Source organism: Niallia sp. FSL R7-0271, from assembly GCF_038005785.1.
Taxonomy (GTDB): Bacteria; Bacillota; Bacilli; order Bacillales; family Cytobacillaceae; genus Niallia.
This window is the reverse complement of the sequence record NZ_JBBOTZ010000001.1, coordinates 322809-347908: the sequence shown is the minus strand read 5'-3', so window position 1 is coordinate 347908 and position 25100 is coordinate 322809. Positions and strand designations below refer to the sequence as shown.

25 protein-coding genes are annotated in these 25100 nt (G+C 38.3%); 4 read left to right on the top strand and 21 right to left on the bottom strand.

Features of this window, described 5'->3' with window-relative positions; translation table 11 throughout:
• Positions 1 to 30: 30 nt before the first annotated feature.
• Together MKX82_RS01890 and MKX82_RS01885 are read right to left on the bottom strand one after the other, a co-directional pair.
• Positions 31 to 993, bottom strand: coding sequence for a DUF979 domain-containing protein (locus tag MKX82_RS01890; protein WP_341074689.1), 963 nt, complete (start codon positions 991 to 993; stop codon positions 31 to 33).
• Positions 993 to 1712 (bottom strand): DUF969 domain-containing protein, encoded by a 720-nt coding sequence (locus tag MKX82_RS01885; protein ID WP_233318994.1) that lies wholly within the window; start codon positions 1710 to 1712, stop codon positions 993 to 995. The genes MKX82_RS01890 and MKX82_RS01885 overlap by 1 nt, the downstream gene beginning before the upstream one ends.
• A 313-nt stretch (positions 1713 to 2025) precedes the next feature.
• Here MKX82_RS01885 and pxpA point away from each other — a divergent pair, with 313 nt between their 5' ends.
• Positions 2026 to 2787: a 5-oxoprolinase subunit PxpA gene (pxpA, locus tag MKX82_RS01880; protein WP_341074687.1), complete on the top strand. Its 762-nt coding sequence runs from the start codon at positions 2026 to 2028 to the stop codon at positions 2785 to 2787.
• A gap of 45 nt (positions 2788 to 2832) precedes the next feature.
• Here pxpA and MKX82_RS01875 read toward each other — a convergent pair whose 3' ends face one another.
• The 13 genes from MKX82_RS01875 to groES form a co-directional block, all read right to left on the bottom strand.
• Positions 2833 to 3588 carry an IclR family transcriptional regulator gene (locus MKX82_RS01875; RefSeq protein ID WP_233318998.1) on the bottom strand — a complete coding sequence of 252 codons (756 nt, stop codon included), beginning with the start codon at positions 3586 to 3588 and terminating at the stop codon, positions 2833 to 2835.
• Positions 3589 to 3740: 152 nt separating this feature from the next.
• Complete coding sequence (locus MKX82_RS01870; RefSeq protein ID WP_341074683.1) at positions 3741 to 6227, bottom strand: ABC transporter permease; 2487 nt, start codon at positions 6225 to 6227, stop codon at positions 3741 to 3743.
• Positions 6224 to 6982 (bottom strand): ABC transporter ATP-binding protein, encoded by a 759-nt coding sequence (locus MKX82_RS01865; protein WP_341074681.1) that lies wholly within the window; start codon positions 6980 to 6982, stop codon positions 6224 to 6226. The genes MKX82_RS01870 and MKX82_RS01865 overlap by 4 nt, the downstream gene beginning before the upstream one ends.
• Positions 6983 to 7166: 184 nt before the next feature.
• Positions 7167 to 7328, bottom strand: coding sequence for a hypothetical protein (locus tag MKX82_RS01860; protein WP_341074678.1), 162 nt, complete (start codon positions 7326 to 7328; stop codon positions 7167 to 7169).
• 449 nt (positions 7329 to 7777) lie between these two features.
• Positions 7778 to 9178, bottom strand: coding sequence for a sensor histidine kinase (locus tag MKX82_RS01855; RefSeq protein WP_341074676.1), 1401 nt, complete (start codon positions 9176 to 9178; stop codon positions 7778 to 7780).
• On the bottom strand, positions 9175 to 9678 hold the full coding sequence (locus tag MKX82_RS01850; protein ID WP_341079349.1) for a response regulator transcription factor: 504 nt from the start codon (positions 9676 to 9678) through the stop codon (positions 9175 to 9177). The genes MKX82_RS01855 and MKX82_RS01850 overlap by 4 nt, the downstream gene beginning before the upstream one ends.
• A 12-nt stretch (positions 9679 to 9690) precedes the next feature.
• Positions 9691 to 9834 (bottom strand): hypothetical protein, encoded by a 144-nt coding sequence (locus MKX82_RS01845; protein WP_341074674.1) that lies wholly within the window; start codon positions 9832 to 9834, stop codon positions 9691 to 9693.
• A 192-nt stretch (positions 9835 to 10026) separates the two neighbouring features.
• Complete coding sequence (locus MKX82_RS01840) at positions 10027 to 11733, bottom strand: NAD-dependent malic enzyme (RefSeq protein ID WP_341074673.1); 1707 nt, start codon at positions 11731 to 11733, stop codon at positions 10027 to 10029.
• Between the two features lie 42 nt (positions 11734 to 11775).
• Positions 11776 to 12744, bottom strand: a complete 969-nt coding sequence (locus MKX82_RS01835) for a 2-keto-3-deoxygluconate permease (protein ID WP_233319013.1) — start codon at positions 12742 to 12744, stop codon at positions 11776 to 11778.
• 193 nt (positions 12745 to 12937) lie between these two features.
• On the bottom strand, positions 12938 to 13645 hold the full coding sequence (locus tag MKX82_RS01830; RefSeq protein WP_341074671.1) for a response regulator: 708 nt from the start codon (positions 13643 to 13645) through the stop codon (positions 12938 to 12940).
• On the bottom strand, positions 13642 to 15243 hold the full coding sequence (gene dcuS, locus MKX82_RS01825; RefSeq protein ID WP_341074669.1) for a DcuS/MalK family sensor histidine kinase: 1602 nt from the start codon (positions 15241 to 15243) through the stop codon (positions 13642 to 13644). The genes MKX82_RS01830 and dcuS overlap by 4 nt, the downstream gene beginning before the upstream one ends.
• Positions 15244 to 15559: 316 nt before the next feature.
• Complete coding sequence (gene groL, locus MKX82_RS01820) at positions 15560 to 17191, bottom strand: chaperonin GroEL (RefSeq protein ID WP_233319021.1); 1632 nt, start codon at positions 17189 to 17191, stop codon at positions 15560 to 15562.
• 52 nt (positions 17192 to 17243) lie between these two features.
• Complete coding sequence (gene groES, locus MKX82_RS01815; protein WP_127742660.1) at positions 17244 to 17528, bottom strand: co-chaperone GroES; 285 nt, start codon at positions 17526 to 17528, stop codon at positions 17244 to 17246.
• 382 nt (positions 17529 to 17910) lie between these two features.
• Between groES and MKX82_RS01810 the strand changes: the two genes are divergently transcribed.
• Together MKX82_RS01810 and MKX82_RS01805 are read left to right on the top strand one after the other, a co-directional pair.
• Positions 17911 to 18639 (top strand): CPBP family intramembrane glutamic endopeptidase, encoded by a 729-nt coding sequence (locus tag MKX82_RS01810; RefSeq protein ID WP_233319023.1) that lies wholly within the window; start codon positions 17911 to 17913, stop codon positions 18637 to 18639.
• Positions 18636 to 18851: a YdiK family protein gene (locus tag MKX82_RS01805; RefSeq protein WP_233319025.1), complete on the top strand. Its 216-nt coding sequence runs from the start codon at positions 18636 to 18638 to the stop codon at positions 18849 to 18851. The genes MKX82_RS01810 and MKX82_RS01805 overlap by 4 nt, the downstream gene beginning before the upstream one ends.
• A gap of 62 nt (positions 18852 to 18913) precedes the next feature.
• On the opposite strand, the gene MKX82_RS01800 is transcribed toward MKX82_RS01805, so the two are convergent.
• Together MKX82_RS01800 and moaC are read right to left on the bottom strand one after the other, a co-directional pair.
• Entirely contained in the window at positions 18914 to 19576 is a 663-nt protein-coding gene (locus tag MKX82_RS01800) for a redox-sensing transcriptional repressor Rex (protein ID WP_233319027.1), read from the bottom strand.
• A 50-nt stretch (positions 19577 to 19626) separates the two neighbouring features.
• Positions 19627 to 20118, bottom strand: coding sequence for a cyclic pyranopterin monophosphate synthase MoaC (gene moaC, locus MKX82_RS01795; protein WP_233319030.1), 492 nt, complete (start codon positions 20116 to 20118; stop codon positions 19627 to 19629).
• 146 nt (positions 20119 to 20264) lie between these two features.
• Here moaC and MKX82_RS01790 point away from each other — a divergent pair, with 146 nt between their 5' ends.
• On the top strand, positions 20265 to 22190 hold the full coding sequence (locus tag MKX82_RS01790) for an ABC-F family ATP-binding cassette domain-containing protein (protein ID WP_341074660.1): 1926 nt from the start codon (positions 20265 to 20267) through the stop codon (positions 22188 to 22190).
• Positions 22191 to 22401: 211 nt separating this feature from the next.
• On the opposite strand, the gene tsaD is transcribed toward MKX82_RS01790, so the two are convergent.
• Genes tsaD through tsaE form a run of 4 tightly spaced genes read right to left on the bottom strand, consistent with a single transcriptional unit; the run spans position 22402 to position 25038 of the window.
• On the bottom strand, positions 22402 to 23421 hold the full coding sequence (gene tsaD / locus MKX82_RS01785; protein WP_237940588.1) for a tRNA (adenosine(37)-N6)-threonylcarbamoyltransferase complex transferase subunit TsaD: 1020 nt from the start codon (positions 23419 to 23421) through the stop codon (positions 22402 to 22404).
• Entirely contained in the window at positions 23421 to 23867 is a 447-nt protein-coding gene (gene rimI, locus MKX82_RS01780) for a ribosomal protein S18-alanine N-acetyltransferase (RefSeq protein ID WP_233319037.1), read from the bottom strand. Before rimI ends, tsaD begins: the two co-directional genes overlap by 1 nt.
• A gap of 20 nt (positions 23868 to 23887) precedes the next feature.
• The gene (tsaB, locus tag MKX82_RS01775) at positions 23888 to 24586 is read right to left on the bottom strand and encodes a tRNA (adenosine(37)-N6)-threonylcarbamoyltransferase complex dimerization subunit type 1 TsaB (protein ID WP_237940586.1); all 699 of its coding nucleotides are present in this window, start codon (positions 24584 to 24586) and stop codon (positions 23888 to 23890) included.
• Complete coding sequence (gene tsaE, locus MKX82_RS01770; RefSeq protein WP_341074657.1) at positions 24583 to 25038, bottom strand: tRNA (adenosine(37)-N6)-threonylcarbamoyltransferase complex ATPase subunit type 1 TsaE; 456 nt, start codon at positions 25036 to 25038, stop codon at positions 24583 to 24585. Before tsaE ends, tsaB begins: the two co-directional genes overlap by 4 nt.
• Between the last annotated feature and the right edge of the window lie 62 nt (positions 25039 to 25100).

Genomic DNA, 25100 nt, shown 5'->3' with positions numbered 1-25100 from the left:
ATCCCTCCTAATTGTTTGGTTAATACGAAATCAAAAATGGTATACAAGGAAATACATCAGCAGCATATTAATAATAAACACTGGTATAGCCACAGGTATTTGTGCTTTAATGACTGCATTTTTATCCTTTAAATTCAAAAGCATTGCTGGAACAATATTAAAATTAGCAGCCATCGGCGTCATCAATGTTCCACAATAGCCTGCAAACATACCAAGTGCTGCCATGATAGCAGGATTGCCGCCATGGAGCTGAACAATCAAAGGAAGCCCGATTCCTCCTGTTATTACAGCAAAAGCAGCAAAAGCATTTCCCATAATCATCGTGAACAGCAACATTCCGATACAATAAGCAGCTACAGCTACAAAAGCATAATTTGTCGGCAGGAAATCTCCGACAATTCCTGATACAACATCACCGACGCCTGCCTTAGAGAATATTCCGCCTAATGCTGCGAGCATCTGCGGCAAAATAACTGCCCAGCCTACAGCTTGAAGGAGACGGCTCCCTTCATTAATAGGAACTGTTGCCTTTGCCTTTGTGATTAGCTGTGCCGCTATAAAGGCGATAATTGTTGCAAGCCCAAGAGCAATCAATGTAACATTCTCCGGATTTACAAGCTGGACAGAGCCAAACTTGATTTTTCCAAGAGTCAGTGTTCCTACAATGGTGAGAACTGGAATCAAGATAGCTGGAAGGAATATTTTATTTCTAAGTCTTTCTGCATGCCCTACTCTTTCAGCAGAATCTGATTCTTCCTCTTTTGACTTTGTCACCTTTCCAATTGAAGCAACTATCACCATCACTAATACAAGGTATCCAACATAAAGCGGCGGGATTTGTTTGCCAACCAGGAAAGTTATCGCAAAAATCCCCCAGAAAATAGTGGATCCCCACCGGGTTGGATGATTCTTATCCAATGCAACACGAACTGCAACGAAGGCAACGATAATACCTAATAAGTAATAAAGTGTATCAAGCGTTATTAAGTGCATTACATTACCTCCTCATCTTTGTTCGTTTTTGCCAAGTTGTTTAAACTGCCGTTTTTTCCTGCCGCTTTGGCAATACGCCTATCAAGTCTGTTAAAACGGAACCAGCTTACAATCAATGCAGTAATGGCAGTAGGAATGCCCCATAATGCCATATCCCAAACCTCTACATGAATGCCGACTGAATCAAAGAAGCCCTTCATCAGCAGGATTGCACCTGTTGCGATAAAGATATCCTCTCCGAAAAACCAGCCTGTATTTTCGGCAGCAGCAGAATGTGCCTTTATATCATTTTTTGTTTTTTCCGACAGATCGCCATATCGTGCAGCCGCCGCTCCTTCAGCCATTGGTGCAACAAGAGGCCGGACCGTTTGAGCATGTCCGCCGATATTAAGGCCTATTGCCGCAGAACCTTCGCGGATAAACAAGTAAGTCAACAACACACGTCCTGTTGTTGCATTTTTTGCTTTTTTAATTAAAGATTCTGCTCGCTCTTTCAGACCATAACGCTCGAGCACCCCAATCACCGGCAATGTCAGGATAATTGGTAAAGACATATAGCGGTTATCGATAAAGAATTGCCCAAATAAAGTTAGTATTTCATTAAAAGAATAGCCTGACACAAGGCCTGTTACAATACCTGCAACGGTAACAACCAGCAATGTGTTAAAACGAAATGCAAAGCCAATTGCCACAACAAGAATTCCTATTAGTTTAATCATCTATAAGATTACTCCCTTCTATGTATCTATTACTTTAAGTATAACGACATCCATTTCTAACAGTTCCGATTTTCGGAACTGAAGTTCTGAATTATTAGATTTATCTGTTATATTATACTAGTAAGAATAAAAATACAATATAATTTATTATTTCAAACTAACATTATCGAAAAGACACTACATGTAGAGGTTTAAATCAACTAATTTAAATATTATAAAAATTTGCTGATATGCATAAATACTGTTTTATGCTACTATATTCGAAACAATAGTTCCTTAAATCGGAATATTAATTAAGTTGGGAGGCATTTTTTTGTATAAAGTTGATTTGAACTGTGATTTAGGTGAAAGTTTCGGAGCATATAAGATAGGAATGGATGAAGAGATTCTTCGATTCGTTACATCAGCAAATATTGCCTGTGGTTTTCATGCTGGCGATCCATCAGTGATGAGGAATACGGTAAAGCTTGCACTCAATAATAACGTTAAAATCGGTGCACATCCAGGCCTTCCCGATTTAGCTGGGTTTGGACGACGAAACATGAATATCTCGCCACAAGAAGCACATGATATTGTCATTTATCAGATTGGCGCTTTGTCTGGCTTCGTCAAAGCAGAAGGTGCAAAGATGCAGCATGTTAAACCCCATGGAGCGTTATACAATATGGCTGCCAAAAACAGCCTTCTTGCAACTGCAATCGCAGAAGCAGTCTATAAAGTTGACCCAGAATTAATACTATTCGGTTTAGCTGGCAGTGAACTAGTCACTGCTGGTGAAAGAATCGGTCTGCAAACAGCAAATGAAGTATTTGCCGATCGCACATACGATAGCGGCGGTACGTTAACACCGCGAACAGAGCCAGATGCCCTTATCCATGACAAGAACCAAGCGGTCGGCCAAGTAGTCCGCATGGTTAAGGAAGGAAAAGTCACTACTAGACAAGGAGCAGAGATATCTGTCAAAGCTGATACTATTTGCATTCATGGCGACGGCTCTGAAGCTCTCACTTTTGCCCAGCAAATCAAGGAAACCCTTGAAAAATCAAGGATTGAGATTACCCCTTTCCGCTCTTAAGGACATATAAAAAGGACATGAGATTATACATCCATGTCCTTTATCTTATTCTATATATCCCAATTTGCGGGAAATCTCCAATGCAGCTGCCTTCACTTTCTCAGAAAGCGGCCCCAGCTTGTCCTGCTTATAATTAACATCAAGCCCAGCAACGCTAATGCCAGCTACGATTTCTCCTTTAAAGTTAAAAACCGGTGCAGCAAGAGCAGCCGAATAATCCTCTAGCTCTGAATAACTGACAGAGAAACCATTTTCCCTTGATTCCGTAATCAGCTGACGCAGTTTTTCTCTGTCTGTGATTGTACCTGACGCAATTGGCTGTAATTCTGTTTCATCTATATATTTCTCCCGCTCCATATACGGCAGGAAAGCAAGAATAACACGAGAGCAAGCACCCGCATAAAGAGGTGTCCTTCTCCCAATTGCCGTATAAAGCCTCACAGGCTGTTTCGTGTCCAGCTTTTCAATATAAATGGCCTCATTTCCATCGCGGACAATCAAGTTAACTGCTTCGCCAACCTCCTGGTGAAGCATATGCATTACAGGCAAAGCTAACTGCCTAATATCAAGCCTCTCTGACACCAAATGGCCGAACTGAAGAAACAAAAGCCCAAGCGAATATTTCCCATCCACATCCTTATCAAGTAAACCCATTTCCTCGAGCGACAGCACCATCCTGTACACAGACGTCTTTGGAATACCTGAAAACTGAACAATCTCATTAAAGCTCAGCTTTGAATGGTGAAGGAAAAGATTAAGAATGTCCATTGACTTTACTACCGTTTTATTTTTGCTTTGCAAGAGCATTCCTCCTTTTTGAGCATGGTATTTCCGTTTTTTGTTCATGCCATCATTATACCTTATTGAGAGGATTGGAAGAATGGGTATTCCAGAAAAGATAAGGCCATCCATCAGTCATAAACAGATGAATGGCCTTATCTTTTAAGAAAAATTTATTTATTATCCTCCGTAAGCTCTAAGGATATCTTCTTTTTCCCTATCTTACTTGCAATAGGAAGAAACACACTATTTCCAACTAACAATAGCGCTGCTGTAATTCCGATGATCAATGAGTAATAAATCGAAATTTGCCCAGAATCTATTAGCAAAATCACGGCGGTAAAAAGTAAACCTGCTATTATTCCAAGCAGCAGCCCTATTATTATATACAGATTGACTTGGGTTAAAATGACCTTTTTTATCCCCTTCCGATCAACAGAAATAGTCCTTAATATTGCAAACTCTTTTCTTTTGGAATAAATATTGTTACCTAGTGTAGTAACTACACCCAACATCACACACACCAAGATGACAACCATAACCACAATAAAAACAGACCATCTTTGCAAGAACAACTCATTAGCTTTTTCAACAGACTGCTGATATACATTAACCTGAAGTTCTGGGTACTGCTGTTTTAGTGCTTCTAATTCTTGAACAGTTTGTTTTTCATCGTTAGAAGTGATGTACATTGCGCTAAATTTCGTAAATTCCTCTTTGAATGATGTATTTTCCCAATCGATATAAGCATCAGCATTAGGTAGATTTTTTACTGCAGCTCCCACAATAAATGTATCCAAAAATACAGGACTTTGCTTTTCTTCCGAGTATAAGCCCAAGTCGATAGAATCACCTACTTTAAGTCCATGCTTTTCTAAAAATGCCTCAGATACAACAATTAATTTACTATCATCCTCCATTTTTGGAATGATTCCTTGTTGCTCCATCCCTTTTATATCGGCTAATGTATACTCCAAATTAGGATCATCATCGTTTCCGATTATCACTGCCCCAGAAGTAGTGCTTTGAGAGCTTACTTTCTGAACTCCGCTAATTTCTTTTACGTTTTTCTCCAAATCCTTTGGTTCAATCATTGAATCATATACTAGACGACTATTCAGCACAATGGAGGTTGGAAATTGTTCTTTTAAATAGTTTATTTCATTTTGCTGGATTGTCTTTAACATAACAGACCCAAATACAGCGATAATCATCATCGCGCTGATTGTTAACATCACGAATGTATTTTTTCTGACTTGAGGCACTAAGTTTTTAATTGCGATATAAGAAACATTTCCAAACAGCTTTTTTATTATTGGCAGAACCCCTATTAAAGCAGCTGATAGATAGACAGGAAAAAGAAGATAAAGGCTGCTTAGTAAAAACAACGCAGCTATAAAGATACACAAAACCCCCGTCCCTTCTGTTTTGGGCATTACTTTACCAATACAAATCAATAACAGGGCAATAAAGATCAAACCAAACCCAATATTTCTGCGAGTTTTCCTATAACTGAAATCATTCTTTTCATTTTCCTGCATGATTTTAAGCGGTAATAATTTTGAACTTTTATAAGCTGGAATCAGCATAAATATTTGTATAATCATACCGCTTGCTAGTGCAATCATTAAACTTTCCTTATAGTTATAACCCGCTGCTGTTGGTAAATGGAAAGAAAATATCGCTTCAAGCCCCGGTTGAATATATTGATGACTAACGATAGCTAATAGGAAGCCGCCTATTGTGCCCGCTATTGTAATAAGACTGCTTTGAATGAGTATTATGTTAGATAATTGTTTGGTTGTGGCGCCAATGGAACGCAAAATCGCAAATTGATTTTTATACTTATATAAAAATAATTCAAAATTGGCAACAATCAATAACGCTGTAATGATTAACATTAGAAAAGCTAAAGAGTAGATGAAAATTTTCAGAGACTGTACATTCCTTTTTAGAAATTCATCTTCTTCAGCAATATCAATCCTTACACCGGCATCATATTTCTTAATATCATTGGCAAGCAAAAGTGGATCAATATTCTTTTTCGCTTTGACTAGCACATAAGTAGCCTCTACATGTTGACCGGACCTATGCTTTACTAATTCTTTGGCTGTTGGTTTAGATACAATGAGCATATCGGGAGTAAGCCCACTTGCGTTTAAATCCTCTAATATCTCTGTTACCGTAAACTCCCTGCCTTCAATACCTACCTTTTGACCAGCTTTTACTTGTAAGCTTTCAGCCAAACTTTCATTCATCATAACTTCATTTTCATTTATATCCTCTTTTAAATGATATCTGCTCTTTGCTAGATAATCATTTTCTAGACCAACTGAATAAATGTCTGCTTGCAATTTATCTACCTTTAGCTGGTTAATGATGACTGGAGATATCTTTTGAATATCTTTGTTTGTCTGCAAAGCAGAAATAAAGTCTCGATCGACGTTTTTACTCAGTTCCGCATTATAGCCGACAGATAAATCCATCTCTCCATACATTTTTTGCACTTCTTCTCTTAACGAGCGCTCCGCATTTGTTGCGAAAGCTACCATAACAACCACTAAAAAGACCGATAAAAGTACACTAATAACAGAGGAAAATGTTATAAATATATTTTTTTGAAAGAAGCGCAAGGCTAGTCCTTGTATTGTTTTCATCATACCTTGAACTCCAACAGCTTCCCAAAATTCTCTAAAATATCATCCATCGCTTGATTCCCAGAACAATCATATTCATTCACAATCTGTCCATCATGAAAAAACAGCACACGATCAGCAAAAGCTGCAACATGTGGATCATGTGTAACAACTATAATTGCTTGGTTCAACGTCTCTTTCATCTTTACTAAAACCTGAAGAATTTCATTTGAAGTATTATAATCCAAGTTCCCTGTGAGTTCATCCGCCAACACAATTGGCGGTGCAGTTATCAATGCCCTGCCGATTGCAACCCGCTGCTGTTGTCCGCCTGATAATTGAACTGGTCTTTGTTTCCTCCAGCCCAAGAGCCCGACAAACTGTAACATCTCATCTACTTTCTCATCTATATAAGACTTTTTCTCTCCCTTTAGAATAAGTGGCAAAGCAATATTCTCTTCCACTGTTAAATCTTTCAAAAGATGAAAAGCTTGAAAGATAAAGCCAATTTTATCTCGCCGATAATGAGTAGCATTTGGTTCTGTAAACATTTCTGTTTGTTTTTGGCCATATAATTGAATTTCCCCTTTATCTGGCTCATCCAATGCTGCCAACACGTTAAGCAACGTACTTTTTCCCGAACCGCTTGTCCCCATTATGGCAATCAGTTCCCCTTCATATAACTCAAATGAAACATCCTTTAATGCTTGCACCTCATGACCGACACCTTTATAAACTTTTGATAGATTTCTTACAGATAAAACAGATTTATTAACCACAACAAGTCACCTCAAAATTATATAAGTGCATGTTTCTTCCAATGATTTTCTGATTATATTTTTTCATAGTTTCAATAATTTTCCAAGTAATAACTAAGATATATTGGAAAATAAAAAAGTATCCTTACCAATCAGTTAGAGGGTAAGAATACTTTTTTAACTTCATAAGGGATATATTCCTTGTTTATTCGTTATTGTAGATAGAAAATATCTCTTTATAATACTCGTTATAAAGTTTTTCCTTTTCCTCTCTGGCTTTTTCCATATCTTTAGAGAAAACTTCTTTAACTCCTGAAAATTGCTCCAGAGTAATAATTGTACCGGAAAAGGGATTTATAGTAGCCATATATCCATCGTTATTATCATAAAATGTAACAAACCACTTGATTGGATCTACTGGAATATCCTCCTGGACAATTTTAATATCATAAGTTAGGTTGCTGACATCCTTTGTTTCTTTAAATGCGTTAATAGCTATTAATAGCGCTTCTTTTTCTGAAATGCCATCTTTGATTCCATATTGAGATAATTCATTTGATGAATCTTTTATTTGCTCAGTTTTCTGATTTTCTTCAAGATTAGCAGCCTCAACGGTTTTAACCTTTGAATTTTCTGTTGTTGCAGCTAGAACAGAAGGAAAAGCAAAGCTATTGACTAAAAGCCCAGCGCAAAAAGTGAATCCTGTAATGTATGCCCCGACTATATATTTCCCTTTTTCATTTAAGCCCCCTATATACAGAATGTAATATCCCTTATATGAAGCAAGGATACACTCATGATATTTTTGAGTTGCTATTAAGTTGTTAGAGTCTTGTTAAAGATTATCCTTATTGTCGTACCTTTTTGTGATTGAATGTCCAAATCAGCATTATGATATTTAGCTATTTGAGCAACAATACTTAGACCTAAGCCGAAACCTCCAAATTCACGAGAATGAGATTTATCAACACGATAAAAGGGTTCAGTTATTTTTTTTATTTCTTCTTTATCTAAACCAATACCATAATCTTTTACTTCAACTATAAACTCTTCCTTCTCATCAACATATGACCTTACAGCTATTAAGTCATTATCCTTAGAGGCTCTTGCTGAATTCTCTACCAAGTTAATTAATAGCGACAGTAACAGTGTTTCATCACCTAACAAGGACTTTACCTCTGCTCTTATCTCTAGATGAATATTTTTCTTTTTTAAAATTGGATTCATGAACCTATATAAAGCAGCAAACAACCCCTCCATATTAACCTCTTTAAAATCTTTATTTTTGGTACGCATTGATGTTAAATCAAGAAGTTTAATGGACAATTTTTGCAGTCTTTCTGCTGCTTCATTGAGATGTTGAGTTGCGATGAGACGTTGTTTCTCCTTATACTTTGCCTTTTGCAAGTATTCTGAATAACCTAAAATAGAAGTAAGCGGCGTCTTCATTTCATGAGCAAGATTATCAATAAACTGCTGTTTATTTTGTGATTCCTTTGTTAATTGACCAACTTTATCTTCTATTGAATCAGCCATCTTATTAAACGTACTCCCCAGAGTGCCAAGGTCATCCCTTCGTTTAATATGAACTCTTTTATGAAAAGCTCCATTTGCTATCTCACTTGTAATAGAAATCATTTTATTTAGTGGACCAGTTAATCGTTTTAAAAATATGAAATTTAAAATACCCAGTACAATACATACTAGAATACTAACTATTACGAATACACGGCTCATTGAAGAAAGATAGACATCAAGTTGACTAATATTTCGAGCATAAACAAGGGAGTAATTTGGATTTGAAGGTAATGGTGAAGATACAAATAAATATCTCTTGCCACCCAATTTTTTCGTTTGTATCTTCCTCGTTTCTTTCTCTTGAATACCTAGTAGCTTACTATCTAAGATTGGAGTATTTGAATATACTTTCGTGTTTTCATTGTATAATGCAAGGTAAACATTTTGATTCTCATAGTAATTTGCAAGTGGTTTTATAAGAGAGGTTAGTTGCTCTTTGTTGTAAGAAGCAGACTGAAGGAATTGACTTATACTATTTTCTATGGATTTTAAAATAATCGATTGTTCCCGTATACTATTTTCTTCTTCTCTTTGAAGACTGAAATGGTAAGAAGAAGATATTAGTACAAAAGCTGCTATGTCAAATAACGTAATAAAAATGAAAAATGTACTCAAAAAAATCTTTTGCCAGAAGTTCATTTTTGAAACTCCAGTCGATACCCAAACTTGTATACCGTCTGTATATATGACTCTAATTGTAACTTTTTTCGCAATTTAGTAATATGAACATCTACAGTCCTAGCATCCCCAAAATAATCCTGACCCCAAGCCAAATTAAGTAATTGCTCCCTAGATAAGGCTAAATTACAATTGTTAATTAATGCTTCTAAAAGCACAAACTCTTGGTTAGTCAGACTTACAGGTTCATTTTTTACAATAGTTATATGCTCATCCAGATCAATAATAGTACTGCCGATACTATATCTCCTTTTAACTGGTTTTGTACGTCGTAGTACTGCTTCTATTCTCGCAAGCAATTCAATTGATTCAAACGGTTTTACAATATAATCATCAGCACCTAGTTGTAACCCCTTAACCTTAAAAGAAATATTATCTTTTACAGTAACAAATATAACCGGAATAGCACTAAACTTGTTTTGTTCTATAAGTGTAAACCCATCTACATATGGAATCATCACATCTAGCAAAATTTAATCTGGTTGCCAACTATATATAACTTCACTAGCCTCTTTTCCGTCAAACATCTGTTTACAATCATAGCCAACCAAATCCAAATTCATAAAGATTAAATTGTTAATTGCCTGATCATCTTCAATTATTAATATTTTTGCCATAACAATACCTACTTTCATTTAAGTTTCTGTTAATTAGCAGCAACCAGAATGTGAAATAATACACATACATTATATTGACAGTTATATTATTGAACAAGCATTAAAATAGTCGCATCCTGGGTATCAACAAAAAAGACTACCCCAATTCAGGAGTAGTCCATCTTTATAAAATTAATTATTATCTGTTTATGGTTAAACTCTCGTCCAAATCCCAACACTCTTAATTTCCTTATACTCAGGCTGCCAAACAGCATCAACAACAGCTTTTGGTACGTCATTGGAAATATCTGCTTTTGCGATACCTTCCTCTAGTGCAGCCTTAGCTACTTCAACAGCCACATAGATTGATACATCATGTAGTTTCTCAATAGACGGCAGCAATGACGAGCCTGGCTCAGTATTGTCGCACATCTCTGCTACAGCATTTGCAGCTGCTGCGAACATTCCTTTTGAGATTACTTGGGCTTTTGCAACAATCGCTCCAAGCCCTAGACCTGGAAATACAAATGCGTTATTAGACTGTCCGATTTCATAGGAAACACCGTTATATTCTACATTATCAAATGGGCTTCCTGTCGCAATTAACGCTTTGCCGTCTGTCCATTTAATTAAATCTTCTGGTATGGCTTCTGCAAGATGAGTCGGATTAGACATAGGCATGATGATTGGACGTTCAACATGCTTAGCCATCTCCTTCACTATTTCCTCTGTGAAGGCGCCAGCTTGACCGGAAGTACCGATAAGGATGGTAGGTTTTACTCTCTTCACTACTTCCATTAATGGAATGATTCCGTCCTCGTTTCTCTCCCAGCCCTCTACTTCCGCTCCTTCTCTTACGTAAGGAAGTTGGAATTTCAGGACATCCGGTGTTTCATCTGTCAGTAATCCTCGATAATCGATTGCCCAGAAACGGTCGTATGCTTCTTCTTCTGTCAATCCTTCAAGGACCATTGCATCTGCCATTTGGTCTGCGTTCCCGATCCCCGCAGCACCTGGTCCAAAGACAACAATACGCTGATCTTTCAGAGAAGTTCCTGTGACCTTTAATGCAGACATAACCGCTGCAAGCGTAACAGCACCTGTTCCTTGGATATCATCATTAAATGTAAGGATTTTGTCACCGTATTTTTCTAAAATATTTCGAGCATTTACATTGCCAAGATCCTCCCAATGGATAAGCACTTCTGGGAAGAATTTTCTGGCAGTGTGTACAAATAAATCAATGAATTTATCATAACGTTCACCGCGGACACGGGCGAACTTGTTACCAATATAGATAGGGTCGTCAATTAAAGATTGATTGTTTGTGCCAACATCCAATACGATTGGCAGGACGCGGCTTGGATCAATCCCAGCTGCCGCTGTATAAACAGCCAGTTTACCGATTGCAATATTAATACCTCCTACCCCTTGATCCCCGATTCCAAGGATACTTTCAGAGTCAGTGACAACGATTAAGTCTATGTCATTTTTTGAGACCCCAAGATTAGCAAATCCTTTTTCAACACCTTCAGGATGATCAATGGAAAGATATAATCCACCTGGGCGATGATAGCTATGAGAGTATGTCTGAATCGCTTCTCCGACAGTAGGTGTATAGATGATTGGAAGCATCTCTGCTAAATGATCTTTTAAAAGTCGGTAAAAAAGGACAACATTCCGGTTATATAAATCATAAAGCAAACCGTTTTTGAAAAGATTTGTAGTCCGCATGGAATATTGCTCATAGGCTCTGTTAGCCTGTTCATCAAGGGTAAGCACGTGAGGCGGCAACAGGCCGTCAAGTCCAAGCTCTTCCCTTTCCTCTCTAGTAAATGCTGTTCCCTTATTGATAAAAGGATTAGACAGAACTTCTTTTCCTTTTAATGTTGTAATAATTACATTATCAGGCACGCTCATTATGGAAATCCTTCTTTCTATAGAAATTTAATATATTTTTTATCATGCAGCCTTTGTTATAAGCTTTTTAGCTTTTTTCTTTTCTGACCGTTTATATACATAGCTGACAATAATCGGACAAACGATTGCAGAAACAACACATGCTGCTGCAACTTGCGCAGTAGCTGCTGGTGCTATTGCAGAAAGTGTTGGATCTGCTGCCGCAACTACAGCTGGTGTCGCTACAGCGTTACCTGCAGTTGACCCTGTTGCTAAACCGACGATAGGATTTTCTTTGAATAATTTCAAAAGCAAGAAAGCACCAATTCCTGTAAATGAAGCGATTAATCCTAGTAGTAAGCCTGGACCACCCGCTTCTACAATTGTATTCAGATTCATGCCTGCCCCTAATGGGAAAGAGAAAAATGGGATTAATAATAACTTACTGCTTCCAAGAAACTTTCTCATATCCGGATCGATATTTCCTAAAATCATCCCAATTACGATAGGAATTAACACGCCTACAAGTGCTTGAAAAGGAATAGAAGCAAGGCCGGATGCACCTAAAGCAACTAATGTGAAAAATGGACCATCTTTTAAAGAAAATAATGCGTATGCCCCTACATCTGTTTCGTCACCATAAGATGAAGCTAGTGAAGCATATAACCCACCGTTAGCGTTTAACAATGCTGCAAGGATAGCTAGTGGTGACAATCCTAGAATACCAGCCGGTCCAAAAACCATCGCTATAAAGATACCTAGACCTGCACCTACTATAAATTTACCAGATAATAAAATTGCACCTTTTTTAATCGCTTTTGGTGCTAGTTTAAAGTTAATTTGTGAACCAATTAAAAACATAAAACAAGCTAAAATAGTTGATGATGCCTCTTTACTGAATAATGCCGTTGTAAAATGCCCTATTTCTAAAAACTGTGGAAAAAAAGTGTTTGTTAGTACCCCTAAAAATAACGGAACTACCATCATTCCGCCTGGAATTTTATCGAGCGTCTTCTTAATTGGAATTTGCATATTTAATCCCCCTTGTCATTTTTATCATCATGTAAAAAATCCAAATTCCCTTTGCAATCGCGATAGTGTGATTGCCAATATTACTCCCCTTTGTTACGTGTACATCATATTCCCCTGTAAACCGTTTTCATAGTTTAATAAAGTTTAATAATTCTTTTTGTAAATAAAAAAAGTAAGCAGCTTTCCTAACTGCTTACAAAAAATTTTTAATTAAGTGTTCTTTAAATTGATTATATTCATGCTGATACACAGGCCTTCCGACTGCTCCATAGATAACCTTAACCTCCAGGATTCCTGTATCCTTAAGAAAATTAAGATACTTTCTGGCAGAAACTCTTGAGATGCCTACAATATTTACAATGTCATCAGTCGAAAAAGGGTCTGCCTTTAATCGCTGAATGGCATCCCATACTTGCTTTAACGTATCCTTCGCTAACCCCTTTGGCAGCTCCTCTGCGATGACATGTTCATCTCTGTGCAACAGTAAGGAATCCAGCTCCTGCTGACTTACTGAATCTTGCTTATCAATTAACCGAGTTTGTTCAAGATAGGTAGTAAGTGCCGTGTTAAACCGGTCAAACTCAAACGGCTTGATTAAATAGTCGACAATCCCATATCTTAATGCCCTCTTTATTCGATCAAGATCGGATGCAGCAGAAATGATGATCACATCAATTTCAAGTTCATTTTTCCGCAGATGTGCTAATAGTTCAATCCCAAGCTTTCCCGGCATAAAAATATCCAAAAGGATAAGCTGGATTTCTTCTGTATTTAGTAATTGTAGAGCTTCATCAACTGATGTAGCTGTTGCCGCTAATCGGAATCCTTCAATTTTGGCAAGATATCGTTTATTAATTTGTGCTACCATCGGGTCATCTTCAACGATCATTACATTAATCAATTCTCTTTATCCTCCTCTTGATATGATATATACACAGCAAAACTCGTTCCCTTCCCTGGCTTGGACGAAATAATCAGTTCTCCTTCCAGCCTTTCAATTGCTTGCGCCAAAAGGTATAATCCGTATCCGCGGTTATTTCCTTTAGTAGAAAAGCCTTTATCTAGGATTTTGTTTTGGAGTGAATTCGTCATTCCCATTCCTGTGTCTTTAACCTCGATTGTTAAAATATCCTCTGCATAATCCAATTTAAGATGGACCTTTTTATTTATACTGTTTGCAATAGCCTCTATTGCATTATCCAAAAGATTGCCAATAATCGTAATCAGCTCATGTGTAATTTCCGAGTTTGCCGGCTTCGGCAGCTTACTGGCACAATCAAATGCAAAGGAAACTCCTGATTCTCTTGCAAAGCTTAGCTTCCCAATCAGAAAACCAGCAAGCACAGGATCTTGGACTTTTCTTGTCACAAAGTCCATTTCCGTTTCCCGATGATTAACCGTTTCACTTACATAATCAGCAAGTGTATCATATTGTTCCGTTCTGACAAGACCTAAGATAACATGGAGCTTATTCATAAATTCATGAGCTTGAGCACGGAGAGCATCCGCATAATTACGGACACCTGTCAGCTGTTCAGCCAGATGCTGGACCTCTGTTTTATCCCGAAATGTAGCGATGGCTCCTACAGCCTGATTTCCAACAACGACCGGTACCCGGTTTACTAAAATAGTAACCCCCTGCAGGTTCTGTTCTTGATCGAGCTCTGTTTCACCTGATTTGATAATGCGAGTTAACCGGGTTTCTGGCAAGTAATCCTCAATATTTATCCCCATTGGCTCTTCCTCAAGACCTGCCTTTTTAAAAAGCTTACTCGCTGCCTTGTTAACAAGGGTGATTTTTCCTTCCTGGTCAATGGCTATAATGCCCTCACGTACAGACTGAAGCATAGAACTGCGCTCTTCAAGCAGCTTCGCAATAACAAACGGCTCAAGTCCTAAAAGGATTTTTTTAATATACCTTGCTAGAACGACCGCACCAATTATTCCAATCATAAGTCCGATTAACGTCCCCAAAACAATTCCCATCCGTCCTTTATCAACAGCCTCTGTAACACTTTTCAAAGAAATCCCGACAGCAACCGCTCCAATTTGTTTGCCCTGTGCATCCTTTATTGGCGTAAATGCCCTCATAGATTTACCGAGCGTTCCTTTTGAAATGGAAACATACTCCTCCCCTTTAAGAACAGGGCCTTCATCTCCCCCAAAGAAATGCTTACCCACCTTACTAGACTCTGGGTGAGACAGCCGAATTCCCTTCATATTCATAACAACAACAAAGTTCACATTCGTTTTGTCTTTTATTACATTAGCAAAATCCTGTAATTCCGCTTGATTAGCTTGTCCTTCAAGAGTCTTGATTACAGCTGGAGTAACCGCCATTGTCCTTGCAACATCCAGCGCCTTTTCTTTCTGTGTCTCTTCTACACTGGAAGTAATACTTTTACTTATAAGCAAGTCGGTTATCCCAAGTGATAACGCAACCACAATACATACAAAAATAATTATGATAGCTTGTAAACTAAGTTTGCCCTTTTTCATAAATTCCTCCAAGTTTATCGAAGTTTCAACATGTATCCAAAAAGCAAAGACTGCTAAACACCTATTACTTAATTAATCATCTTAGCTATATCCGTAAATATGTTTGATTGATATTTATTAAACGCTTTCATTCAAATAGTTTATAATTATCCCATTTTATTATAGTACTTGAAACAAGCAGGGCGATTTATGTAATTAAAAAAAGTATCCATTGGGATAGTAACGCAAAAAAACCCCACTTCTTTAAAAAAGAAGTGGGGTTTAGTATTAGGTAAAATAGTTGCAACTATTTATCAGATGTTAGGCGTAAACGGCCTTACATCATGCCGCCCATTCCACCCATGCCGCCCATATCAGGCATTGCAGCGCTACCTGCTGGTTCTGGCTTGTCAGCAACTACTGCTTCTGTTGTTAAGAACATAGCAGCAACGCTTCCTGCGTTTTGAAGCGCAGAACGAGTAACTTTAGTTGGATCAACGATACCAGCTTCGATCATGTTAACCCATTGACCGTTAGCAGCGTTGAATCCTGTTCCAACTGCTTCGTTTTTAAGGCGCTCAACGATAACTGATCCTTCAAGACCTGCGTTGTGAGCAATTTGACGAACCGGCTCTTCGATTGCGCGAAGAACGATGTTGATACCAGTAGCTTCGTCGCCTTCTGCTTCAATAGAAGCAACTTTGTTGTATACGTTTAGAAGTGCAGTACCACCACCAGCTACAATACCTTCTTCAACTGCAGCACGAGTAGAGTTCAATGCATCTTCAATGCGCAATTTGCGCTCTTTTAATTCTGTTTCAGTCGCAGCGCCGACTTTTACGACAGCAACTCCGCCTGCAAGTTTAGCAAGACGCTCTTGCAATTTCTCACGGTCGAATTCAGAAGTAGTTTCTTCTAATTGAGCGCGGATTTGGTTGATGCGTGATGCGATGTTTGCTGAATCTCCAGCACCTTCTACAATTGTTGTGTTTTCTTTCGTAACAACAACTTTCGCAGCGCGGCCTAATGATTCGATTGTTGCAGATTTAAGATCTAAGCCAAGATCTTCTGTAATAACCTCTCCGCCAGTCAATACAGCGATATCTTCTAGCATTGCTTTGCGGCGATCACCAAAGCCTGGTGCTTTAACAGCAACAGCTGTGAAAGTTCCGCGAAGTTTGTTCACTACCAATGTAGCGTTTGCTTCACCTTCTACATCTTCAGCTACGATCAATAATGGCTTGCCTTGTTGAACTACTTGCTCAAGCACTGGCAGGATTTCTTGAATGTTAGAAATCTTTTTGTCAGTGATTAAGATGTATGGGTTATCAAGAACAGCTTCCATTTTATCTGAATCAGTTACCATGTAAGGAGATACGTATCCGCGGTCGAATTGCATACCTTCTACTACATCTAATTCAGTTGTGAAGCCTTTAGATTCTTCAATTGTGATTACACCGTCGTTGCCAACGCGTTCCATAGCTTCTGCGATCAATTGGCCAACTTCTTCGTCAGCAGCAGAGATAGCAGCTACTTGTGCGATAGAAGCTTTGCCTTCGATTGGTTTTGAGATAGCCTTCAACTCTTCAATAGCAGTTGAAATCGCTTTGTCCATCCCTTTGCGGATACCCATTGGGTTTGCACCAGCAGTTACGTTTTTAAGTCCTTCACGGATCATTGCTTGTGCCAATACTGTAGCAGTTGTTGTACCGTCCCCAGCAACATCGTTTGTTTTGCTTGCAACTTCAGCTACAAGTTTAGCACCCATATTTTCAAATGCATCTTCCAACTCGATTTCTTTTGCGATAGTAACACCGTCATTTGTAATTAGCGGTGAACCGTATTTTTTTTCAAGCACGACATTGCGTCCTTTAGGTCCAAGTGTTACTTTAACTGCATCAGCAAGTGCATCTACACCACGAAGCATAGAGCGGCGCGCTTCTTCACTAAATTTAATATCTTTAGCCATTTTAAAAAACCTCCTCAAGAATTTATGTTATTTCTTATATATTAATTTCAAATTATTGTACGATTGCCAAAATGTCGCTTTCGCGAAGGATTAAATATTCTTTCCCTTCATATTTAACTTCAGTTCCAGAATATTTTGAGAAGATAATTACATCATCAACAGATACATCAAGTGCAGCACGCTCTCCGTTGTCTAGAACACGGCCGTTACCAACTGCTACTACTTTGCCTTCTTGCGGCTTTTCCTTAGCAGAGTCAGGTAGCACGATGCCACTTGCAGTTTTTTCTTCTGTTTCAACAAGCTCAATAACAATACGATCTCCTAATGGCTTTAACAAGTGAAACAACCTCCTCAAATAATATGTAAATTTATTATTATTAGCACTCATCACTCTTGAGTGCTAACACAATTATTATATTAATTAATCTTTTTATAATTTGCAAGAGACAAGCCTTAGATTTTACAAAAAATTATACTGCCCTGTACACGCCTTTAAGAAGTATACACTCTTTCTTCGACTTTATTCATAAAATCTCCTCTTTTTTAATGTGTTCTATTTGAGTAAGCACGCACTTATTAGTAGAATAAATAGTATGTGTATTACTAATTCTAATCATGTTTGTGCAAAAGACAGCATTTGCTGAATGCGAAGAATACTAATGCTCAAAAGTTTATATGATTAATTTATATATTAGAATATCGAAAAGGAGTACGATATCTTGAAAAAAGAATATTGGATTATTGTAATATCGTATATTGCTATGCAATTATCTACCTTAATTGGCGTTCCGATTGTCATGTTTTTCGGCAACCTTATGGGATATGATTCTGCAGAGCTTGGCATGGCTTCTGTCGTTATTTGGCTGATTTTCAGCTTCCTTGTCACATTGCTCGTTGTTCTTTTCCTGCTTCGCCATGAGATGAGGAATCCGCTTCGCGAAAATCCCGCAAGCATCCCTGCAAGCATTGGCTGGGCAGTGGCAGGTATCTTTCTTTCCTTAGTTGCTCAATCAATAGCCGGTTCAATCGAAATGGCATTAGGAATTGAACAAGAATCAGAAAATACACAGCAGCTTATGACCTTTGTTGAGTATTCTCCGCTTGTGATTATAGTTATCAGCGTTGTCGGTCCAATCTTAGAAGAAATCATTTTTCGGAAAATCATATTCGGGGTACTCTATAAACGACTAGGCTTTTTCCTGTCTGCATTGATCAGTTCTCTTGTCTTTGCAGCAGCACACATGGAATTTGTACATATCTTGCTGTACGCCAGCATGGGTTTCACCTTTGCTTTCCTTTATGTAAGAACAAAAAGAATCTGGGTTCCTATTTTTGCTCATGTGTCAATGAACACACTGGTCGTCATCATCCAGTTTAATCTGGATGCCATCCAGGAATGGCAGCGAAATATGGAGAACATTTCACAATTTATTGGAGGATTTTTATGAGGAAATCAGCATTACTCTCTGGAATACTTTATTTAATACTTGGTGCTTTATTTACCTATTTTGCTGTTCAATCAGTCCGTGATCATGGAGGATGGGGCTTCTTCTCCTATATACTTGTCATACTGGCGACATTTGATATAGGCACTGGAATCCGGCTCATTTCCTTCCATTTTATGATTAAAAAGGCTACCCGCAAAAATCAGGAGAGATAATGCCATATATAATAAAAAAAGCAATTATAAATGGAAGCATTTATAATTGCTTTTTTTGTGGCTCATTCCTCTTCCGCTTCATCTGCTGGAGTCGGATAGTGTTTAAGGAAGTAGACTAGAGATTGAAGTTCAACAGCCAAGTCGATATGATGAATTCGCACACTAGCAGGCACAGTCAGCCGAGCTGGTGTAAAGTTCAGAATGCCTTTAATAGAGCAGTCTATTAAACGATCAGTAATCGTTTGGGCAACTGCTGCCGGAACAGTTAAGATGGCAACCTGGATATCATGCTCTAAAATGACCTTCTCCAAATCATCCATATGATGGATATCTACCTCTCCAATTGACGTTCCTGTCTTATCTTCTGCAATATCAAATGCCACTTCTATTTTTGTATTGTTGTTTTTCAAGAAGTTATAGTTTAAGAAGGCAACCCCTAAATTACCCACACCAATCAGGGCAACCTTCGTCAGCTCATCTTGGTCCAATGTCTTCCGGAAAAAGGAAAGCAGGTAGTTTACATTATATCCGTAACCCTTTTTCCCTAATGCTCCAAAATACGAGAAGTCCCTTCTGATGGTAGCTGAATCTACCTTAACTGCCTCACTTAATTCGGCAGATGAAACCCTTTGTTTCCCTGAAGAATGTAAATTTTTTAAGAAGCGATAATATAAAGGCAACCGCTTAGCAGTAGCTTGCGGTATCTTCATTATCTCATTGCTCATTGTAATCCCCTACCTGTAATTAATAATACATCTATCTTTCCTGATAAACTTTAAACCCTCTTGTATGGACCATTGATACCGCCTGATTTTTCAAGCAAGTAAGTTTCGCCGATGACCATTCCTTTATCAATGCTTTTACACATATCATAAATCGTTAATGCCGTGACGGATGCTGCAGTCAGTGCTTCCATTTCCACGCCGGTGCTCCCAATCGTCTTTGCTGATACTTCTATTACTAAACGGTAAGCTTCTTGTTCTTGTCCTTCTTCTTCCCAACGAAAAGAAATATCGACCCCTTTCAAAGAGATGGGATGGCACATCGGTATTAAGTCAGATGTTTTCTTTGCTGCCATGATGCCTGCTACTTGGGCGACAGCCAAAACATCTCCTTTTTTTATCGTATTATGGATGATGCTGTCGTATATATATTTATTTACTATAATGCTTGAGTGGGCAACTGCTATGCGAGCGGTTTCGCTTTTTTCGCTTATATCAACCATTTTCGCTCGGCCCTCATCATTAAAGTGTGTAAAACTCTTCATTTTTAACACCTCTAAGCAAATCATACACTATTTTCCTTCTAAAGTGTATCATTAAAGAATTTTCACTGCCTGCGATTGCCTTTATTGCGGTTTCCCACGTATATAAGTTACACTTGATATACATACATTCTGAGGTGAATTACGCAATGATACTATTACAAGTGAATCAACTTTCCAAATACTTTGGAGCTGAAATTATCTTATCCAATATAAAATTAGAAGTGCAAACAAGAGATAGAATCGCGTTAGTAGGCCGAAACGGTGCTGGAAAATCGACATTGCTAAAGATGATCGCTGGCCACCTTTCATATGATACTGGGGAAATCATTAAACCAAAAAATGTAGAAATAGGTTATCTTGCTCAGAATACAGGGCTCGAATCTAATCTGTCCATTTGGGATGAGATGTTGACCGTATTTAAAGGCCTTCAGCAGCAGGAAGCAGAGCTAAGAAAGCTGGAACAGCAGATGGCAGACCCTGACATAAGCAGCCAACCGGAAAGATTCGAAAAGATATTGAAGGAATATGATACTCTTCAATATAACTTTAAGGAAAATGGCGGTTATCAGTATGAAGCTGATATTCGTTCTGTACTTCATGGTTTGAACTTCGGTTCCTTTGATTACAGCACAAAAATATCTACATTAAGCGGCGGACAAAAGACAAGACTTGCCTTAGCAAAGCTTTTGCTGACAACCCCTGAAATTTTAATTTTGGATGAGCCGACTAACCATTTGGATATTGAGACCCTATCATGGCTGGAACAATATTTGCAAGGCTACGATGGTGCTGTCTTAATTGTTTCCCATGACCGCTACTTCCTTGATAAAGTTGTAACCCAAATATATGAACTTTCCAGAACCAATATCCAAAAGTTCAATGGTAACTACAGCTCTTACCTTCAGCAAAAAGCTGAGAATTACGAAAGAGAAATGAAGGTATATGAAAAGCAGCAAGAAGAGATTGCTAAGCTAGAAACATTTATTCAAAAGAATCTTGCTAGAGCATCGACAACAAAAAGAGCTCAAAGCAGAAGAAAAACACTGGATCGAATGGACCGTCTTGAGCGTCCTGATGGTGATGAAAAGTCAGCTTCTTTCGGATTCCAAATTGAGAAGCAATCCGGCAATGATGTGTTAAAGGTGCAGGATCTTGCGATTGGTTACGAGGGAAACACTGTTTCTGAACATATCTCTTTCCAATTAACCAGAGGAGACAGTGTTGCTTTAGTGGGACCTAACGGTGTCGGTAAATCAACATTACTAAAAACAATTATCTCAAAAATAGACAAGCAAGCAGGCGCAACAGCTTGGGGAACAAATGTCATGGTTGGTTATTATGACCAAGAGCAAGCAGAACTCCATTCGAACAAGAGAGTATTAAATGAATTGTGGGATGAGTTCCCACTAAGACCTGAAAAAGAAATTAGAACCGTTCTAGGTAATTTTCTCTTCTCAGGAGACGATGTACTAAAGATTGTCAATTCACTGAGCGGCGGGGAAAAGGCTAGACTTGCTCTTGCAAAGCTTATGATGGAAAAGCCAAATGTGCTGATTTTAGATGAGCCAACAAACCATCTTGATCTAGACAGCAAAGAAGTGCTTGAAAATGCTTTAATTGATTATCCTGGTACTCTATTATTCGTTTCCCATGACCGTTATTTCATTAACCGAATTGCTACAAAAGTAATTGAGCTTCAACAGGAAGGTTCAACGGAATATCTTGGAGACTATGACTATTATGTAGAGAAGAAACTCGAACAAGAAGAGTTGCTGGCAATGGAAACAGCCGTTTCCAATTCTGCTCCTGCTGTTGATAATACTGAAAAAACATCTTATCAACAAGATAAGGAAGCTAAGAAAGCAGAACGGCAGCGCATGCGCAGAATTGAAGAAATTGAAAAAACAATCGAAAGCTTGGAACAAAAGGTAGCAGATCATGAGGAAAAGCTCTGTGAGCCTGACATCTTCCAAGACCATGAAAAGGTATTTGCACTGAACAAAGAACTAGAAGAATTTAAAAGCGAAATCGACAACCTTATGGATGAGTGGACTGAATTGTCAGATAAGTAAAAAGTACTGGGCAGTGATTTGCCCAGTACTTTTTTTCCACATATTTATCCACATAAAAGTAGTTATTAAACTAGCTTTCCACAGATTTATTCACATTATCCACAATTTCTATTGATTTTACTCACATTATCCACAGTGTTGTGGACATTTCTGTTTATATCCTAAAATAAAACCCCTGTTTTTCAACAGGGATTTAGACCTATACCTATTTCTAGTTGTGGATAGTAATATCCAAGCCAGGATTTCCATTTAAATCAGAGAAAGCTCTTTGTCCCTTCTCATAGAAAACTGTTCCTGCAGCAGCAATCATCGCAGCATTATCTGTACATAAAGATAATGGCGGTATTGTCAGTCTGACATCATTAAGGCTTGAAAATTTCTTTTCCAACGCAGACCTTAATCCTTTATTTGCAGCTACTCCGCCTGCTAGGACTACTTGTTTTACTTTATACTCTTTTGCTGCGTCAAAGGCTTTTGTTGTCAGCACATCAATGACACTTTCCTGGAAACTTGCCGCCAAATCTTCTGGCTTTATGGTTTCCCCTCGCTGTTCAGCATTATGAACAGTGTTGATAACTGCTGATTTCAGCCCGCTGAAACTAAAGTCATAACTGCCTTCTAGCCATGCACGCGGCAACTTAATTGATGGCTTTCCTTCTGCGGCAAGCCTGTCAATATGAGGTCCTCCTGGGTACGGCAGATTTAGCGTTCTTGCTACTTTATCATATGCTTCTCCGGCTGCATCATCCCTTGTCTCACCAATTACTTCAAAATGACCATGCTCCTTCATATAGACAAGCTCTGTATGTCCCCCTGAGACTACTAGAGATAACAGCGGGAATTCTAACTTATCCACAAGCTGATTCGCATAAATATGGCCAGCAATATGATGAACACCAACAAGAGGAATGCCATGTGCAAAGCTGATTGCCTTAGCAGCATTAACACCAACAAGCAAAGCACCGACAAGTCCAGGTCCTTCTGTGACAGCAATTGCATCTAAATTTTCATAAGAAACATCAGCAGTGCGCAGTGCTTCTTCAATGACCAATGTTATTTGTTCAACATGATGCCTAGAAGCAATCTCTGGGACAACACCGCCAAATCTTTTATGGCTTTCGATTTGTGAAGCAACAACATTCGATAAGATTTCCGTTCCATTTTTAACGATGGATACGGCTGTTTCATCACAGCTTGTTTCCATTCCCATTATTAATACATCTTTTATCATTATATTTTCACCCACATTACTAAAGCATCTTCTTGATTATCGGTATAATAATTCTTTCTGATAGCGCCGCTTTGGAAACCAAGCTTTTTGTACAAGTTTTGAGCAACTATATTTGTCACCCTTACTTCCAATGTCATAGACTTAGCTTCCTGCTTTTTCGCTTCTTCCATCATTGCTCTTAATAGTTTTTCTCCAAGCTTTTGCCCCCGGAAATCAGGCAATATGGCAATATTAGTTATATGAACCTCATCTATAACAATCCATGCTCCAATATAACCAACCAACTGTTCGCCATGTTCTATAACTATATACTTGGCAAACCGATTCTTTGTCAGCTCATTAAAAAAGGCCTCTTTACTCCATGGTGTGCTAAAAGAAAGTGTTTCAACCATGTGTACCTTATCTATATCCCCAATCGTCATATCCCGAAAAAGATAATCCTCCATGATACCTACTCTCTTCCTTTTTACTCTTTATTATTTGCCTTAAGCCAATTCGCTTCTGCCTCAGCCAAACGAATATAATTTGGAGTAAACGGATGAACCTCTTCTGCTTCCCTCGTTTGCCCCAATCTCGCCAGCACTGCCGGTCTTGGATTAAAGTCAGCATAATCAGCAAATACAGCAATATCTTTTAGTTCAGCTTCAAGCAGCTCTTTATGGATAGACAGATCATTACCTGTAAATAAAACCTTGCCTTGCTCATCTCGTAACCGGCTAACCCAATCCTTTGCCAGAATAAGCTGGTCTTTTTCCAGCTGTTCTACTGCTCCATCTGAAAACTTGTACAGCCCTGTATAAATTTGCCCCCTTCTTGCATCAAACAACGGACTTACACTGCCAGGAAAATATCGGCCTGCACTTGCTGCCAATACCTCAAGGCTCGAAACACCAACAAGAGGAATATTTAATGTCCAAGCAAGAGTCTTCGCAATTGTGACTCCTATTCGGACACCTGTGTAAGAACCAGGACCTTTAGCAACCACTATCTTTGTTAAATCAGCTGGTTTCACGTCACATTCCTTCATCAGCATCTCTACTGCCGGCATTGCCCTGACAGAATGATTCTTTTTTAAATTCGTAATATATTCTCCAATTACTTTATCTTGATCCATAATGGCAATTCCCAATACAAGATTGGAAGTATCAATTGCTAGTATTTTCATTTCATTAACTCCTTACATACTTGCACATATCTAGACCCATAGGGGGTTAGCACAATTTCTCTTCCTGTTTCATTTTTATAATGAATACTTATGTTTAAATACTCTTCAGGCAGCTGTTCCCCTATTAAGTGTGCCCATTCTACCACTGTAACTCCATTGCCATGAAAATACTCATCAAAACCAAGGTCCTCAAAGGCATCCTCGACACGATAAACATCCATATGATAAAGCGGAAGCCTGCCCGCATACTCCTTAATAATTGTAAAGGTTGGGCTGTTTACTGTTTTTGTAATGCCTAGCCCTTTAGCAAGTCCCTTTGTTAAGGTTGTTTTTCCTGCACCTAAGTCTCCTTCTAATGTCAGTACATCACCTTGATCCAAAAGCTCAGCAAGTCTTTCAGCAAAAGCCATTGTCTCATCAGCATTATTTGTTGTCCACATATATTTATCCATAAAACTCACCCAGTTTGTCCTATATTATTTTTAGCCTATCTTCATTATATAGATAGTGCTAG

Excerpts from the sequence above, each read along its gene's own strand:
- groL (WP_233319021.1), bottom strand. The coding sequence starts at position 17,191 with ATGGCTAAAGATATTAAATTTAGTGAAGAAGCGCGCCGCTCTATGCTT.
- tsaE (WP_341074657.1), bottom strand. The coding sequence starts at position 25,038 with ATGGATAAATATATGTGGACAACAAATAATGCTGATGAGACAATGGCT.
- MKX82_RS01860 (WP_341074678.1), bottom strand. The coding sequence starts at position 7,328 with ATGGCTACTATAAATCCCTTTTCCGGTACAATTATTACTCTGGAGCAA.
- MKX82_RS01890 (WP_341074689.1), bottom strand. The coding sequence starts at position 993 with ATGCACTTAATAACGCTTGATACACTTTATTACTTATTAGGTATTATC.
- MKX82_RS01840 (WP_341074673.1), bottom strand. The coding sequence starts at position 11,733 with ATGAGCGTGCCTGATAATGTAATTATTACAACATTAAAAGGAAAAGAA.
- dcuS (WP_341074669.1), bottom strand. The coding sequence starts at position 15,243 with ATGAAAAAGGGCAAACTTAGTTTACAAGCTATCATAATTATTTTTGTA.
- moaC (WP_233319030.1), bottom strand. The coding sequence starts at position 20,118 with ATGAAGAGTTTTACACACTTTAATGATGAGGGCCGAGCGAAAATGGTT.
- MKX82_RS01885 (WP_233318994.1), bottom strand. The coding sequence starts at position 1,712 with ATGATTAAACTAATAGGAATTCTTGTTGTGGCAATTGGCTTTGCATTT.
- rimI (WP_233319037.1), bottom strand. The coding sequence starts at position 23,867 with ATGGAGGATTATCTTTTTCGGGATATGACGATTGGGGATATAGATAAG.
- MKX82_RS01855 (WP_341074676.1), bottom strand. The coding sequence starts at position 9,178 with ATGAACTTCTGGCAAAAGATTTTTTTGAGTACATTTTTCATTTTTATT.
- tsaB (WP_237940586.1), bottom strand. The coding sequence starts at position 24,586 with ATGAAAATACTAGCAATTGATACTTCCAATCTTGTATTGGGAATTGCC.
- tsaD (WP_237940588.1), bottom strand. The coding sequence starts at position 23,421 with ATGATAAAAGATGTATTAATAATGGGAATGGAAACAAGCTGTGATGAA.
- MKX82_RS01845 (WP_341074674.1), bottom strand. The coding sequence starts at position 9,834 with ATGGCAAAAATATTAATAATTGAAGATGATCAGGCAATTAACAATTTA.
- MKX82_RS01805 (WP_233319025.1), top strand. The coding sequence starts at position 18,636 with ATGAGGAAATCAGCATTACTCTCTGGAATACTTTATTTAATACTTGGT.
- MKX82_RS01835 (WP_233319013.1), bottom strand. The coding sequence starts at position 12,744 with ATGCAAATTCCAATTAAGAAGACGCTCGATAAAATTCCAGGCGGAATG.
- MKX82_RS01790 (WP_341074660.1), top strand. The coding sequence starts at position 20,265 with ATGATACTATTACAAGTGAATCAACTTTCCAAATACTTTGGAGCTGAA.
- MKX82_RS01800 (WP_233319027.1), bottom strand. The coding sequence starts at position 19,576 with ATGAGCAATGAGATAATGAAGATACCGCAAGCTACTGCTAAGCGGTTG.
- MKX82_RS01870 (WP_341074683.1), bottom strand. The coding sequence starts at position 6,227 with ATGATGAAAACAATACAAGGACTAGCCTTGCGCTTCTTTCAAAAAAAT.